Raw genomic sequence first — 15,128 nt, 5'->3', positions numbered from 1 at the left:
TTTACGGAAAATTCCGTAACGCCGCATCTTTTTGTGACGCCTACTACACTTTATTTTCATCGGGATAGTCACCCAGGAAGGTGTTTATGAGCAAAAAAACGCAGCATTTCTCGCTTAAGGTGCTGACGATAAACATTCATAAGGGCTTCACAGCATTTAACCGCCGCTTCATTTTACCGGAGCTGCGCGACGCGGTGCGCACCGTCAGCGCCGATATTGTCTGCCTCCAGGAGGTCATGGGCGCGCACGAAGTGCACCCTATGCATTTCGAAAACTGGCCCGACACGCCCCACTACGAGTTTCTGGCGGATACCATGTGGAGCGATTACGCCTACGGGCGCAATGCGGTCTACCCGGAGGGGCATCACGGTAACGCGGTGCTGTCGCGTTTTCCTATCGAGCATTATGAGAACCGCGACGTCTCCGTTGGCGAGAGCGAAAAACGCGGGCTGTTATACTGTCGTATCACCCCCCCGGCGCTCGATTTTCCCATTCATGTGGGCTGTGTTCATCTTGGCCTGCGTGAAGCCCACCGTCAGGCCCAGCTACAGATGCTGGCAGACTGGACCAATGCGCTGCCGGAGGGCGAGCCCGTCGTGGTGGCCGGTGATTTCAACGACTGGCGACAGCGGGCCAACCATCCGCTGAAGGTGAAGGCGGGGCTGGAGGAGATCTTTACCCGCTCACGCGGTCGTCCCGCGCGGACGTTTCCGGTGCGCTTCCCCCTACTGCGCCTTGACCGCATTTACGTAAAAAATGCCCACGCCAGCAGCCCGACTGCGCTGGCTTTACTCAACTGGCGACATCTCTCCGACCATGCCCCACTCAGCGCGGAGATTCACTTATGAAATGCACATGGCAGGAAGGTAACCGTATTACGCTGCTGGAAAATGGCGATAACTTTTATCCGGCGGTTTTTGAGGCGATTAGCCACGCACAGCAGAAAGTCTTTCTCGAAACGTTTATCTGGTTTGAAGACGATGTGGGCAGGCAGTTGCACAGCGCACTGCTGCATGCCGCCCGTCGCGGTGTAAAAATCGAGGTTCTGCTCGACGGATATGGTTCGCCGGATCTCAGCGACGAATTTGTTAACGAGCTCACCGCCGCAGGTGTGGTGTTCCGCTATTACGATCCCGGCCCGCGTCTGTTCGGCATGCGCACCAACCTGTTCCGCCGAATGCACCGCAAAATTGTGGTGGTGGATGAAACGGTGGCCTTCGTTGGCGGCATTAACTACTCCGCCGAGCATATGTCGGATTACGGTCCCGAAGCTAAACAGGACTACGCGATCCGTATCGAAGGACCGGTGGTTCAGGACATCCAGCTGTTCGTGCTGGAAAACTTACCCGGCAAAGAGGCCGCTCGCCGCTGGTGGCGACGCCGTCATCGCCCGGAAGAGAACCGCAAGCCCGGCGAGGCGCAGGCGCTGTTCGTCTGGCGGGATAACGAGGAGCACCGGGACGATATCGAGCGTCATTACCTGAAGATGCTGGCGAATGCGAAGCGTGAGGTGATTATCGCCAACGCCTATTTCTTCCCCGGTTACCGGATTTTGCACGCCATGCGCAACGCGGCCCGACGCGGCGTGAGCGTGAAGCTTATCGTGCAGGGTGAGCCCGATATGCCGATTGTGAAGGTCGGCGCGCGTCTGCTCTATCGCTATCTGGTCAAAAGCGGCGTGCAGATCTATGAATATCGCCGCCGCCCGCTGCACGGCAAAGTCGCCGTGATGGATGACCACTGGGCGACCGTTGGCTCCAGCAACCTCGATCCGCTGAGCTTATCGCTCAATCTGGAAGCGAACCTGATCATCCACGATCGCCAGTTTAATCAGACCCTGCGCGATAACCTTCAGGGTCTTATCAATAAAGACTGCGTGCGTGTGGATGAGTCCATGGTGCCGAAACGGAGCTGGTGGAACGTGGGCATCGGCGTGGTGGTGTTCCACTTCCTGCGCCACTTCCCGGCCATGGTGGGCTGGCTGCCCGCGCATACGCCGAAACTGGCGCTGGTGGATCCGCCTGTGCAACCCGAAATGGAAACCCAGGACCGCGTAGAGGCGGAAGATGGAGGGAAAACCTGATGTCGAAATCTCATCCTCGCTGGCGGCTGGCGAAAAAAATCCTGACCTGGCTGTTCTTCATTGCCGTCGCGGTCCTGCTGGTGGTGTATGCCCAAAAGGTGGACTGGGAAGAGGTGTGGAAAGTTATTCGCAACTACAACCGGACAGTCCTGCTGGGGGCCGTTGGGCTGGTGATTGTGAGCTACCTGATGTACGGCTGCTATGACCTGCTGGGACGTGCCTACTGCGGGCATAAGCTTGCCAAACGGCAGGTTATGCTGGTGTCATTCATCTGCTATGCCTTTAACCTGACGCTGAGCACCTGGGTGGGCGGGATTGGTATGCGCTATCGCCTGTACTCCCGCCTTGGCTTACCGGGCGGCACCATCACGCGTATTTTCTCCTTAAGCATCACCACCAACTGGCTGGGGTATATCCTGCTGGGCGGGGTGATTTTCACCATCGGCGTGGTGCAGCTGCCTGCGCACTGGTACATCGATGAGGCTACCCTGCGCATCCTGGGCATCGTACTGCTGCTGATCATCGCCGCCTACCTGTGGGCCTGCGCCTTTGCCAAACGTCGTCACATGACCATTAAAGGCCAGAAGCTGGTGCTGCCGTCATGGAAGTTTGCCGTCCTGCAAATGGTGGTTTCCAGCGCTAACTGGATGGCGATGGGGGCCATTATCTGGCTGTTGATTGGCGAAGATGTGAACTACTTCTTCGTGCTGGGCGTGCTGCTGGTAAGCAGTATTGCCGGGGTGATTGTGCATATTCCGGCGGGTATTGGCGTACTGGAGGCGGTGTTTATCGCGCTGCTTGCGGGGGAGCATGTGTCTCACGGGACGATTATCGCCGCCCTGCTCGCGTACCGCATGATCTACTACTTCCTGCCGCTGGCGCTGGCAACGGTCTGTTATCTGGTGCTGGAGAGTCGGGCGAAGAAGCTGCGCGCGAAGAACGAGAGGATGTTGGCGAAGTGAGTTGTGTCGGGTAGCGCTGCGGTCTGATGCCCTCACCCCGGCCCTCTCCCACGGGGAGAGGGAGAAAAGCCCGCACCGTGCAATCCCCTCTCCCTGAGGGAGAGGGTTAGGGTGAGGGGGAAATAACTAGCGACGGTTGCCGAAGATACGCAGCAGCATCAGGAACAGGTTGATGAAGTCCAGATAAAGCGTCAGCGCGCCCAGAATCGAGTATTTGCGCAGATTTGAACTGTCGCGAACATCAATTTGTTCACCGATGTTTTTCAGCTTCTGGGTATCGTAAGCGGTTAAGCCCACGAAGATCACCACCCCGATATAGGTCACCGCCCACATCAGCGCGTCACTCTTCAGCCACAGGTTCACCAGCGACGCCAGCACAATCCCAATCAGCCCCATAAACAGCATGTTGCCGAAGCCGCTCAGGTCACGTTTGGTGGTGTAACCGTACAGGCTCATCACACCGAACATCCCGCCGGTCACCACAAACGTGCTGGCGATGGAAGAGTAGGTGTAAACGATGAAAATACTGGAAAGCGTCAGCCCGGTCAGCGCCGAATAGAGCATAAACAGCGTGGTCGCCATACCCGCGCTGAGCTTGTGCACCAGCCCGGAGAGCACGAACACCAGCGCCAGTTGCGCAATAATCAGCCCAAAGAAGGTGATTTTGCTTGAGAAGATAAACATCATCAGTTCAGGCGTATTTGCCGCATACCACGCGATAAACGCGGTAAGCAGCAGGCCAACCGTCATCCAGCCATACACCTGAGCCATGTAGGTTTGCAGCCCGCTACGGGTCTGCTGAACTATCGAATCGGAACGCGGAAATCGGTCCATGATTCACTCCTGATTAAGTAAACACACACGTTAAGAGTAACACATCCGCGTAAACCAACTACCAACGGCTGGCGGCATGTTTATCGCTGTCGCGTGATTCCACCCAGCGCTCACCTTCCGGCGTCGCTTCACGCTTCCAGAACGGCGCTTTGGTTTTAAGGTAATCCATGATGAACTCCCCCGCCGCAAAAGCACTCCCGCGATGGGCGCTGGTGACGCCGACAAACACAATCTCTTCGCCGGGCCACATTTCGCCGATGCGATGGATAACCGTAACGCGCCCTAGTGGCCAGCGGCCTCGCGCCTCTTCCACAATGGCCGCCAGCGATTTTTCGGTCATTCCCGGATAGTGCTCCAGCGTCAGCGCTTTTACGCTGTCGCCGAGATTATGATTACGCACTTTCCCGGTAAACGTCACGACCGCGCCGTCTTCGTCGCGCCCGGCCAGCCAGTCATATTCCGTGCCCACGTTAAAACGCTCATGGCCGACCAGAATTCGGGTTTCCGTCATCTTAACCCCCTGTGACCGGCGGGAAGAAGGCCACTTCGTCCCCATCGGCCAGCGGGTGGGTCAACTCCACCAGCGTCTGGTTCACGGCGGCCAGCAGTTTGCCTTCGTCCAGCGCCAGCGCCCAGCGGTCGCCTTGCGCCGCCAGATGCGCACGCAGGGCGGCGACATTTTCGAAAGAGCCGTCCAGCGTCAGGCTGTCGGTATTGACCAGCTCACGGACCTGGGCAAAAAAGAGCACCTTAATCATGGCTTTCCACCTTAAAATCACCGGATTTGCCGCCGCTTTTTGCCAGCAGACGCACCGGGCCAATCACCATATCTTTCTGTACCGCTTTACACATGTCGTAGATGGTCAGCGCCGCCACGGAGGCCGCCGTCAACGCCTCCATCTCCACGCCGGTTTTCCCGGTTAAGCGGCACAGGGACTCGATACGCACACGGTTATGCGCCGGCTGCGCCTGCAAATTTACCTCCACTTTGCTGAGCATCAGCGGATGGCAGAGCGGGATGAGGTCCCAGGTACGTTTAGCGGCCTGAATACCGGCGATGCGGGCGGTGGCAAACACGTCACCCTTGTGATGGCTGCCGTCGATAATCATCGCCAGCGTCTCCGGCAGCATGGTGACGAACGCTTCAGCACGCGCCTCGCGCACCGTTTCGGCTTTGGCGGAGACATCCACCATATGCGCTTCGCCAGCGGCGTTTATGTGGGTCAGTTGTGACATAGCTTATTTCTTTAAATGGGGATGAAAATTACACGGACGGGTACGGGCATCCAGCTGCGGGGCAATAATGTTTTCCCACGCGGTGCGGCAGGCTTTGGTCGACCCCGGCATGGCGAAGATCAGCGTCTTATTCGCCACCCCCGCGACGGCACGGGACTGAAGCGTAGAGGTGCCAATCTCTTCAAAGGAGAGCATGCGGAACACTTCGCCGAAGCCTTCCACTTCGCGATCGAACAGCGGGAGCAGCGCTTCCGGTGCCTGGTCGCCTGCGGTAAAGCCGGTGCCGCCAGTGATCAGCACCACCTGGACGTCATCACCCGCAATCCACTGTGAGACCTGAGCGCGAATGGCGTAACGGTTTTCTTTGACGATCGCTTTATCAACAATCTGGTGTCCGGCTTCGTGTGCCGCCTCGCGCAGCCAGTGGCCAGAGGTATCATCCTCTTCACCACGACGTTCGGAAACGGTAAGAATAGCAATGCGTGTCGGGATAAATTCCGCGCTTACCTGACTCATCTTCTGGTTCCTTCTAAAGCCTGATTACCCGCCGATATAGGACAGGTTCTGAGTAATGCCGGTGTTGCCCTGATGCAGGAAATGGGTCTGCTTTTTGTGCGTCAGCGCCTCGGAAATACGTGCTTCAAGCGCGTCCTGCTGGGCGTCATCTTCCAGCAAATCGCGTAGATCGACGCCGCCATCCCCGAACAGGCAAAGATGGAGCTTGCCGACGGAGGAGACGCGCAGGCGGTTGCAGCTGGCACAGAAGTCTTTTTCATAGGGCATGATCAGGCCGATTTCGCCTTCATAATCCGGATGACAAAAGACCTGCGCCGGGCCATCGCTGCGCTGGCGGATCTGGTGGATCCAGCCGCGTTTCAGCAGTTCGTCGCGCAGAACCATGCCGGAGATATGATGGCGACGGAACAGCTCGCTACCCTCCCCGGTCTCCATCAGCTCAATAAAACGCAGTTGAATGCGGCGCGGTTTGATCCACGCCAGGAAAGTGTCCAGCTGATGGTGGTTCACATCACGCATCAACACGGTATTGACTTTGACCTTGTCGAAACCGGCGGTGAACGCGGCATCGATGCCGTCCATCACCTGCTGGAACTTATCCTGGCCGGTAATGGCGTGGAACTGATGGGCGTCCAGGCTATCGACGCTGACGTTGATCGCCGTCAGCCCCGCATCGCGCCAGTTCGCCACGTCACGCGCCATGCGGTAACCGTTGGTGGTCACCGCGATCTGGCGGATACGTTCGTTTTCACGCACGGCGGCAATGATGTCAGGGAAATCACGGCGCAGGGAGGGCTCTCCCCCGGTAAGACGCACTTTTTCCGTGCCAAGTTCAGAGAACGCGCGCGTGACGCGGCGTACTTCATCCACGGAGAGAAAGCCATTATTGGTGACGCTGCCCGGCTTGTAGCCATCGGGCAGGCAGTAGGTGCAACGGAAGTTACACACGTCGGTAATCGACAAACGTAAGTAGAAAAACTTACGCGCGAAAGCATCAGTAAGTTGTGAAGCCATGTACACCTTTCCAGATCGGGAGGCACAGTCATTTCTTTCTGTACCCTGGTGGCAAATCCGCCACGGCCAGGGCGCCATATCTCTCGACACAGGCGCCAGGGCTAGAGTGTATGTTTTCAGTTTTGAAAACGGGGTTATGGCGATAGTAGCGTGGAAATCGCCACTTCGCCATTGTCGCTTTTCGCTATATAAATTTATATATAACGATGTTATCGTGCATTTTCACTACAGAATACGCAAAAACAGCGCTTTCGCATTGATATACGTCATTATGGTTTGTGAGAGGCATCGTCTTTTAGGAGTAGTTGCGTTACTGTGACGCAAGCTTAACAGGATAAGGAATAGGTATGCGCAATCGCACTTTTGCGGATCTGGACCGTGTGGTCGCTCTTGGCGGAGGTCACGGTCTGGGACGAGTGATGTCGTCGTTATCGTCACTGGGCTCGCGCCTGACGGGCATCGTGACAACAACGGACAACGGCGGCTCAACCGGGCGGATCCGACGTGCTGAAGGCGGGATAGCCTGGGGTGACATGCGCAATTGCCTCAACCAGCTCATCACGGAGCCAAGCGTGGCCTCGGCAATGTTTGAGTACCGTTTTGGCGGAAATGGTGAACTTTCAGGCCATAACCTTGGAAATCTGATGTTAAAGGCGTTGGATCACCTGAGCGTGCGCCCTCTGGAAGCGATCAATTTAATTCGTAACCTGTTAAAGGTGGATGCATTCCTGATCCCGATGTCCGAACAGCCGGTGGATTTAATGGCGATCGATGCCGACGATCACGAAGTGTATGGTGAAGTGAATATCGACCAGCTTCTTCTTCCGCCAAAAGAGCTAATGACCTACCCCAGCGTACCCGCAACGCGTGAAGCGGTAGAAGCGATTGCCGAGGCCGATCTGATCCTGATTGGGCCGGGAAGTTTTTATACCAGCCTGATGCCGATCCTGCTGGTGAAAGAGCTGGCGCAGGCGCTGCGCAGAACGCCTGCGCCCATGGTCTATATCGGTAATTTAGGCCGCGAACTCAGCCCGGCGGCGGCAAGCCTGTCGCTGGCGGATAAGCTGGACCTGATGGAACAGTACGTTGGTAAGAAAATTATCGATGGTGTCGTGGTCGGGCCGAAAGTGGATGTATCGGGGATTGGCGATCGCGTGGTGGTGCAGGAGCCGCTGGAAGCCAGCGATATTAAATATCGCCACGACCGCCATCTGCTGCGCGAGGCGCTGGAGAAGGCGATTCAGGCATTAGGTTAGGTTCGTTTTGTGCGGCCTGATGCCCTCACCCCGGCCCTCTCCCACAGGGAGAGGGAGAAAACGCCACCGGGCAAAAAACTACGATGCCGCAATAAACAGATCCCGCAGCTGATGCAGCTGATCGCGGATTTGCGCGGCCTCTTCGAACTCCAGGTTCTGCGCGTGCTGCATCATCTGCCCTTCCAGCTCGTGGATCTTCTGCTGCAACGCTTTCGGCGTCAGCGCGACGGTATCCTCTTCCACCACTGAACGGGCCTTGCTGCGGCCTTTCGCTTTGGTCTTCGCAATGTTCTGACCCAGCGCCAGGATATCCACCACCTTCTTGTTCAGCCCCTGCGGCGTGATGCCGTGCTCTTCGTTGTAGCGCTGCTGCTTCTCGCGACGACGTTCCGTTTCGCCAATCGCTTTGGCCATCGACGGGGTGATTTTATCCCCGTACAGGATCGCCTTCCCGTTGACGTTACGCGCGGCGCGGCCTATGGTCTGGATCAGCGAGCGCTCGGAACGCAGGAAGCCCTCTTTGTCCGCGTCCAGAATCGCCACCAGCGACACCTCAGGCATATCCAGCCCTTCTCGCAGAAGGTTAATACCGACCAGCACGTCGAACTCGCCCAGACGCAGATCGCGGATGATCTCCATACGCTCCACGGTATCGATATCCGAGTGCAGATACCGCACCTTCTCACCGTGTTCTTCCAGATACTCCGTCAAATCTTCCGCCATACGTTTGGTGAGCGTGGTAACCAGCACGCGCTCGTTGATGGCGGAACGGGCACGTATTTCCGAGAGCAGATCGTCCACCTGCGTCGCCACCGGACGAACCTCGATAATTGGATCCAGCAGCCCGGTCGGACGCACCACCTGGTCCACCACGTCATCACCGGATTTTTCCAGCTCGTAGTTGCCCGGCGTCGCCGATACGTAGATGGTCTGCGGAGCAAGCGCCTCAAATTCTTCAAACTTCATCGGACGGTTGTCCAGCGCTGACGGCAGTCGGAACCCGTACTCCACCAGCGTCTCTTTACGCGCGCGGTCACCGCGGTACATCCCGCCGATCTGGGGGATCGTAACGTGGGATTCGTCGATCACCAGCAGGCCGTCCGCCGGAAGGTAGTCAAACAGCGTCGGCGGCGCTTCGCCCGGCCCGCGCCCGGAGAGGTAGCGCGAGTAGTTTTCGATGCCGGAGCAGTAGCCCAGCTCGTTCATCATCTCCAGATCGAACTGGGTACGCTGGCTCAGGCGCTGCTCTTCCAGCAGCTTATTGTTCGCCAGCAGCACCTTACGGCGGTCCGCCAGCTCGGTTTTGATCTCTTCCATCGCCTGCACAATACGCTCGCGCGGCGTTACATAGTGCGTTTTCGGGTAGATGGTGAAGCGCTGGATCACCGACTCGACGTGACCGGTCAACGGATCGAACAGCGACAGGCGTTCAACCTCTTCGTCGAACAGCTCCACGCGCAGCGCCATATCGTCCGACTCCGCCGGGAAGATATCAATCACCTCGCCGCGCACGCGGAAGGTCCCGCGCTGGAACGCCTGATCGTTACGGGTGTACTGCAACTCCGCCAGACGGCGCAAAATCGCACGCTGATCGATGATCATCCCCTGCGTCAGGTGCAGCATCATCTTGAGATAGAGATCCGGATCGCCCAGGCCGTAGATCGCCGACACCGAGGCCACCACCACCACATCACGACGCTCCAGCAACGCCTTGGTCGCCGACAAACGCATCTGCTCGATATGTTCGTTCACCGAGGCATCTTTCTCGATAAACGTGTCGGAGCTGGGAACGTAGGCTTCCGGCTGGTAGTAGTCGTAGTAGGAGACGAAATACTCCACCGCGTTTTCCGGGAAGAACTCTTTCATCTCACCATACAGCTGCGCCGCCAGCGTTTTGTTCGGCGCGAGAACCATCGTCGGACGCTGGAGATCGGCAATGACGTTGGCAATGGTGAAGGTTTTGCCCGAACCGGTAACCCCCAGCAGGGTCTGGTGCGCCAGCCCGTCCTCCAGCCCCTCTTCCAGGCGACGAATAGCCTCGGGCTGATCCCCGGAAGGACGGAAAGCAGAATTCAGTTTAAACGGTTTACTCATGGGCGACGACCTGATGACAGAATAAGCGGCAGGTGAGTAATTTTACTCGTTGTGGCCAGGATTGCCAGTAAAAAACACTGGATGAAAAACCAGTAGCGTGTCAGGATATTTAGCGTAGCGCAGAGAGGATTAGTGCGTTCGCGAGCCAAATTTCGACTGTGACAAAATAAAACACCAGCCTCAGGGGGTTATCCCCAGAACTATTACTTTTTTAACATTTGTCAAGGGCGGTTATGAAAGTTTTATGGCAACAGGTCTCGCTGGCGTTGAGGGAATTGCTTTTATCTAATTCGTTAAAAAATAAAGACTAATTTATTAAGCCGCGTTTCGCATCAATTTGGTTGTAACCCGCGTATTCTCTCGCTTATCGCGGGTTTTCTAACTCTAATGCACAAGGTTATCCACAGGAATAGTGGATAACTGCCTCCAGCCCGTACAGCATGCACTCCAGCAAATTCCCGGTTTTTCCCACGAAGCGGCAGTAAAAAATTTTTATCACTCTTTTTTGCCTGGAAAACGTTCATTTTTTCATAAGCGACTGGCGAGATCTTAATCACAATTCTGTCATTTCTCCTGCACCACAATTCGACATACGCAGCACCGGGAGTGTGCAATTCGTATAAACGTTCAGCTTTTGATAGTGAGTTATTCCTAAAAATGGCCTTTTTTTAATCATTATGAAGTTCCTGGCAGGCGTTTTGCAGACATCACTCTGTGCATCACCCCACACATTTTTAAGGAGAGAAAGATGTTGAGTCTGCGTGCTGTAAATCAGTTTTACGGAAGCCAACATACGCTATGGAACGTGAATATCGATTTCCCGCAAGGCATCTGTACGGGCATTGTTGGCCTGCCTGGCATGGGCAAATCCACGCTTATGAACTGCATTACCGGAAAGGTGCCCGTCGAGAGCGGCACCATCATCTGGCATGAGGCTGGCGCGCCGCCGCATAACTTGCTCAGCCCTGCGTCCGCATTCCCGGCGCCGCCGACGATAGGCTACGTCCCGCAGGATCGGCGAATATTTTCCCAGCTGACCGTCGATGAAAATCTGCATATCGCTATGCGGGCGACGGGGAAACCCGATCCGGCATCAAAAAGTGACGTGTATGCCCTGTTTCCGGAGCTCTATCCGCTGCGACAGAGCCGTGCCTCTGCGCTGTCCCCTGACGACCAGTATCAGCTGGCCCTCGCCAGTGCGCTGGTTAATCGTCCGCGCGTGTTGATTCTGGATGAGCCCATGCATGGCGCAGGGCACGGTTTCGCGCGCAGGCTGGGGCAGTTGCTGGTGCGGTTGAATCGGGAGCTGGGAATGACGGTGCTGTTAGCGGAGCAACAGCTGTCGTTTATCCGCCGGGTAGCGGATCGTTTCTGCATGCTCTATCGCGGACGTAACGTGGCACAGGGCCACGTTAACGAGCTGGATGACGACCTTATTGCGCACTGGATGGCGCGGGACATAAGGCGCTGAGGTCGAGATAGCGTCCGGTTTCCGCCTGCTCTGCGCCGTCGGCAAGCCACGGGATCTCGCCGAGAAACGGCGCAGGCAGCACCCGCTTCAGCGTCGCCAGATACTCAGCATGACGTTTACCCGGCGCTACCACGTCATTGGCAATCCACCCTGCCAGACGCAACCCGGCCTGCTGCACGGCCTGGGCGGTCAGCATGGCGTGATTGATACAGCCAAGCTTCACGCCAACCACCAGAATGACCGGAAGCTGCTCGGCCTGCACCCAGTCAGCAAATGTCTGCTCGTCGGACAGCGGGGTAAACCAGCCGCCAGCCCCCTCCACCAGCACCCAGTCGGCCAGTGTTTCCAGGTCGCGTAACCCGGAAGAGAGCACCGAAAAATCAATCGGACGATCTTCATCGGCGCTGACGATGTGCGGCGAGGTGGGTTCAGCAAAGGTATAGGGGTTCACCGCAGAATAGGCCAGCGCAAGGCTGCTGTTACGCTGTAGCGCCAGCGCATCGGTATTACGTAAGCCTTCCGGCGTCATCTCGCTGCCGGAGGCTACGGGCTTATACCCGGCCGTTGTTTTCCCCAGCAGACGCGCCGCCTGCAACAGCGCGGCGCTGGCAACCGTTTTACCGACTTCAGTGTCCGTGCCGGTAACAAAATAACGTTCAGTCACGTTCAATAATCCCATGAAAAAGATGATAAGAGAGCGGGAACCGGCCCCGCTCCTGCGGCCAGGCCAGCTCGAGACGCTGGAGTTGGCCACGGGTAAGGGGTTTCTTCTCCCGTCCGGCGTGCAGGTGCGTCGCGCCTATGCCCTTAAGCGATCGCATGGCGCTTAACGCATCGCTAAATTCGAGGGTGACGGTCTGGACCACGCTGCGATAGCGCCAGCCTGCCAGCGCCTGAGTGACCTGTACGTGCGAGAGAAACCGGTTGGCGTGCGGCTGCGCATCCACTGCCCTCCACGCCTGATTCAACTCTGGCAACGAACTTTCCAGCAGGGTGGTAAAGGCCACCGCTCCGCCGGGCCGCGCCACGCGGTACAGCTCGCGTAGGGCCTGCGGCAGGCTGGCGCACCACTGCACCGCCAGATGGCTCCAGACAAGGTCAAACAGCGCATCCTCCAGCGGGATGGCCTCGATATCGGCCACCAGATAACGGTCTGCTGACTGCTGCTGGCGGGCCTCATCCAGCATCTGCGCGGATAAATCCAGCGCCGTGACGTGGCTACCCGTTGCGCGCCAGTAGCGGCTATTGCCGCCAGGCCCGCAGCCAGCGTCGAGCACCTGCGCAAAACGCCCCTCACCGAGCGCGGCCAGCAGCCCGCGGGCGCTCAGGCGTTGCAGCTCATCGTGCTGTGAATAGCTTTGCGCAGCCCGGCCAAACGCGGCGGCAACGGCCTGTTTATTGACGGGAGACATACAGTGCCTCCAGAAGCGTATCGATATCCTGCGGCTCGTGCGCTGCCGTGAGCGTCAGACGCAAGCGCGCGGTGCCTGGCGGCACGGTGGGTGGGCGGATCGCCGTGACCCACTGCCCGCGTTCTCGTAGCGCCTGTGCCAGCATCAGCGCCCGATGGTTTTCACCCACAATCACGGGCTGAATGGCGCTGTGCGAGTCGGTAAGCCGGTAAGGCAGTGCGCTTACCCCCCGGCGAAAACGCTGAATATGGTCGGCCAGGCGCGCCCGGCGTTCAGCGCCGTCTTCGCCGCGGATCACCGCAAGCGACGCAGAGAGCGCCACGGCCTGCGCCGGGGGCATGCTGGTGCTGTAGATCAGGTGCCGGGCGAACTGCACCAGGTAATCGGCCACCGGCTCGCTGCACAACACCGCGGCGCCGCTGACGCCGAAGCCTTTGCCGAAGGTGACCACCAGCAGTTCCGGCCTGACGCGTTGCTGGTGCGCGCTTCCGCGCCCCTCCTCGCCGGTGACGCCAATGCCGTGGGCATCGTCGACCAGCAGCCAGGCGTTCTGCTGTTTTGCGACGTCATGCAAAGTGGCAAGCGGCGCGCTGTCGCCGTCCATGCTGAATACCCCTTCCGTCACCGCCAGCTGAAGCCCTGAACAGGGTTTACCCAGCAGGACGTTCAGCTGAGAGGCATCGTTATGGGCAAAACGCCGCAGCTGCGCCGGGCTGAGACTGGCCGCTTCAAGCAGGGACGCGTGGCTCAGGCGGTCCGCGATGATGCGGTCGTCTTTGCCCATCAGGGCGGTAATCACCGCCTGATTCGCGGCAAAACCGGAGATAAACAGCAGCGCCCGCGGGTAGCCCAGCCAGCCGGCCAGCTCTTCCTCCAGCGCCTGATGCGCCGTGGTGTAGCCGCTGACGTGCCCGGAGCCACCGCTGCCCACGCCGTAACGATCCGCGCCCTGCTGCCAGGCGCGAACGATCTGCGGGTGCTGGCTCAGGCCCAGATAATCGTTGCTGGAGAAATTACAGAACCGCTCTCCTTCCCGGGAGAGAAAACGGCCTGCACCGTTTTCCACTACCCTGCGCACCCGAAACGCATCCGCCGCCCGCCGCTCGTCGAGCGCGGTCCTGATACGTGCCTGCCAGGTCATACGGCTGCCGCGTTGTAGAACTGGTCGGTGTCGGCGTTAAAAATCTGCTGCTCCAGCTGCTGCTGTTGCTCGTTATCCCCCGCCTGTACCTCGGTCTGGTGTGGGTTCAGCCCCAGCTTGCGGAACAGCTGGACATCTTTGTCCTCTTCCGGGTTTGGCGTGGTCAGCAGTTTGCAGCCGTAGAAGATGGAGTTGGCCCCGGCCATGAAGCACATCGCCTGGGTCTGCTCGCTCATCTGCTCGCGACCGGCAGAGAGGCGAACGTAAGAGGTCGGCATCATGATGCGCGCCACCGCGATGGTGCGGATGAAATCGAAGGCATCCACGTCCTCGTTATCCGCCAGCGGCGTCCCTTTTACCTTCACCAGCATGTTGATGGGCACGCTTTCCGGCGGGGTCGGCAGGTTTGCCAGCTGTAACAGCAGGCCGGCACGATCTTTTACCGTCTCGCCCAGTCCCACGATCCCGCCGGAACAGACCTTGATCCCCGCATCACGCACTTTATCCAGCGTGTCCAGACGCTCCTGATAGGTGCGCGTGGTGATGATGTTGCCGTAGAACTCCGGCGAAGTATCGAGGTTGTGGTTGTAGTAATCCAGCCCCGCCGCCGAGAGACGCTGCGCCTGCTCCTCGTTCAGCGTGCCGAGGGTCATGCAGGCTTCAAGCCCCATCTCCTTCACCCCCTTCACCATCTGCTCCAGATAGGGCATGTCGCGGTCATGCGGATTTTTCCACGCCGCGCCCATGCAGAAGCGGGTCGAGCCAGCGTTTTTGGCCTTGCGCGCGGAGTCGAGCACCTGCTCGACTTCCGTCAGGCGCTCGGATTCGAGACCGGTTTTATAGCGCGCACTTTGCGGGCAATATTTGCAGTCTTCCGGGCAAGCCCCGGTTTTGATCGACAGCAGCGTGCTGACCTGAACATGACGCGGATCGAAGTGCTGGCGGTGCACCTGTTGCGCCTCAAACATTAGCTCCAGGAAAGGTTTGTTGAATAATTCAGTGACTTGCGACATCGTCCAGCGTGCGTGGTGAGCCATCGGGCTTCTCCAAAGGGTTTTGTTAATTGTCGGTTCGGTTTATACTTGTAAACCTAAAACTTTTCAAAATGG

General features: G+C 58.1%; 16 protein-coding genes and 1 riboswitch. Of the genes, 5 read left to right on the top strand and 11 right to left on the bottom strand.

The features are described 5' to 3' along the window. Positions 1-86: 86 nt before the first annotated feature. Genes O1721_RS10950 through O1721_RS10940 form a run of 3 tightly spaced genes read left to right on the top strand, consistent with a single transcriptional unit; the run spans position 87 to position 3,045 of the window. The gene (locus O1721_RS10950; RefSeq protein ID WP_017384933.1) at positions 87-848 is read left to right on the top strand and encodes an endonuclease/exonuclease/phosphatase family protein; all 762 of its coding nucleotides are present in this window, start codon (positions 87-89) and stop codon (positions 846-848) included. Beyond that, a complete protein-coding gene (gene clsB, locus O1721_RS10945) occupies positions 845-2,083 on the top strand; it encodes a cardiolipin synthase ClsB (RefSeq protein WP_015571079.1) in 1,239 nt (412 codons plus the stop codon). Before O1721_RS10950 ends, clsB begins: the two co-directional genes overlap by 4 nt. Then, positions 2,083-3,045: a lysylphosphatidylglycerol synthase domain-containing protein gene (locus tag O1721_RS10940; protein WP_015571080.1), complete on the top strand. Its 963-nt coding sequence runs from the start codon at positions 2,083-2,085 to the stop codon at positions 3,043-3,045. The genes clsB and O1721_RS10940 overlap by 1 nt, the downstream gene beginning before the upstream one ends. A gap of 126 nt (positions 3,046-3,171) precedes the next feature. On the opposite strand, the gene O1721_RS10935 is transcribed toward O1721_RS10940, so the two are convergent. From O1721_RS10935 to moaA, 6 genes are all read right to left on the bottom strand, one after another. Beyond that, entirely contained in the window at positions 3,172-3,879 is a 708-nt protein-coding gene (locus O1721_RS10935; RefSeq protein WP_015571081.1) for a Bax inhibitor-1/YccA family protein, read from the bottom strand. A gap of 58 nt (positions 3,880-3,937) precedes the next feature. Further along, the gene (gene moaE / locus O1721_RS10930; RefSeq protein ID WP_015571082.1) at positions 3,938-4,390 is read right to left on the bottom strand and encodes a molybdopterin synthase catalytic subunit MoaE; all 453 of its coding nucleotides are present in this window, start codon (positions 4,388-4,390) and stop codon (positions 3,938-3,940) included. A 1-nt stretch (position 4,391) separates the two neighbouring features. Then, positions 4,392-4,637, bottom strand: coding sequence for a molybdopterin synthase sulfur carrier subunit (gene moaD, locus O1721_RS10925; protein WP_003858510.1), 246 nt, complete (start codon positions 4,635-4,637; stop codon positions 4,392-4,394). Continuing rightward, positions 4,630-5,115, bottom strand: coding sequence for a cyclic pyranopterin monophosphate synthase MoaC (gene moaC / locus O1721_RS10920; protein ID WP_017384934.1), 486 nt, complete (start codon positions 5,113-5,115; stop codon positions 4,630-4,632). Before moaC ends, moaD begins: the two co-directional genes overlap by 8 nt. Before the next feature lie 3 nt (positions 5,116-5,118). Further along, on the bottom strand, positions 5,119-5,631 hold the full coding sequence (gene moaB / locus O1721_RS10915) for a molybdenum cofactor biosynthesis protein B (RefSeq protein WP_015571084.1): 513 nt from the start codon (positions 5,629-5,631) through the stop codon (positions 5,119-5,121). A gap of 24 nt (positions 5,632-5,655) precedes the next feature. Then, positions 5,656-6,645 carry a GTP 3',8-cyclase MoaA gene (gene moaA, locus O1721_RS10910; protein WP_032647768.1) on the bottom strand — a complete coding sequence of 330 codons (990 nt, stop codon included), beginning with the start codon at positions 6,643-6,645 and terminating at the stop codon, positions 5,656-5,658. Beyond that, positions 6,633-6,766: riboswitch (molybdenum cofactor riboswitch) on the bottom strand. It overlaps the preceding gene by 13 nt. 226 nt (positions 6,767-6,992) lie before the next feature. Here moaA and yvcK point away from each other — a divergent pair. After that, positions 6,993-7,901 carry a uridine diphosphate-N-acetylglucosamine-binding protein YvcK gene (gene yvcK, locus O1721_RS10905; protein ID WP_017384936.1) on the top strand — a complete coding sequence of 303 codons (909 nt, stop codon included), beginning with the start codon at positions 6,993-6,995 and terminating at the stop codon, positions 7,899-7,901. A gap of 78 nt (positions 7,902-7,979) precedes the next feature. On the opposite strand, the gene uvrB is transcribed toward yvcK, so the two are convergent. Beyond that, on the bottom strand, positions 7,980-9,995 hold the full coding sequence (gene uvrB / locus O1721_RS10900) for an excinuclease ABC subunit UvrB (protein ID WP_023303330.1): 2,016 nt from the start codon (positions 9,993-9,995) through the stop codon (positions 7,980-7,982). Between the two features lie 748 nt (positions 9,996-10,743). Between uvrB and O1721_RS10895 the strand changes: the two genes are divergently transcribed. Next, positions 10,744-11,466 (top strand): ABC transporter ATP-binding protein, encoded by a 723-nt coding sequence (locus O1721_RS10895; RefSeq protein WP_017384938.1) that lies wholly within the window; start codon positions 10,744-10,746, stop codon positions 11,464-11,466. On the opposite strand, the gene bioD is transcribed toward O1721_RS10895, so the two are convergent. The 4 genes from bioD to bioB are packed head-to-tail and all read right to left on the bottom strand — an operon-like array spanning position 11,429 to position 15,056. Next, complete coding sequence (gene bioD, locus O1721_RS10890) at positions 11,429-12,130, bottom strand: dethiobiotin synthase (protein ID WP_072258129.1); 702 nt, start codon at positions 12,128-12,130, stop codon at positions 11,429-11,431. The genes O1721_RS10895 and bioD overlap by 38 nt on opposite strands. After that, positions 12,123-12,878: a malonyl-ACP O-methyltransferase BioC gene (gene bioC / locus O1721_RS10885; RefSeq protein ID WP_017694114.1), complete on the bottom strand. Its 756-nt coding sequence runs from the start codon at positions 12,876-12,878 to the stop codon at positions 12,123-12,125. Before bioC ends, bioD begins: the two co-directional genes overlap by 8 nt. Further along, complete coding sequence (bioF, locus tag O1721_RS10880; protein WP_032647763.1) at positions 12,862-14,019, bottom strand: 8-amino-7-oxononanoate synthase; 1,158 nt, start codon at positions 14,017-14,019, stop codon at positions 12,862-12,864. The genes bioC and bioF overlap by 17 nt, the downstream gene beginning before the upstream one ends. After that, the gene (gene bioB / locus O1721_RS10875) at positions 14,016-15,056 is read right to left on the bottom strand and encodes a biotin synthase BioB (RefSeq protein WP_479953842.1); all 1,041 of its coding nucleotides are present in this window, start codon (positions 15,054-15,056) and stop codon (positions 14,016-14,018) included. Before bioB ends, bioF begins: the two co-directional genes overlap by 4 nt. Positions 15,057-15,128 lie beyond the last annotated feature (72 nt).

This window comes from Enterobacter cloacae complex sp. HYC033_NIDB (assembly GCF_056673335.1).
Note: the sequence above shows the minus strand (reverse complement) of the source record. Positions and strands in the feature narration are given on the sequence as shown.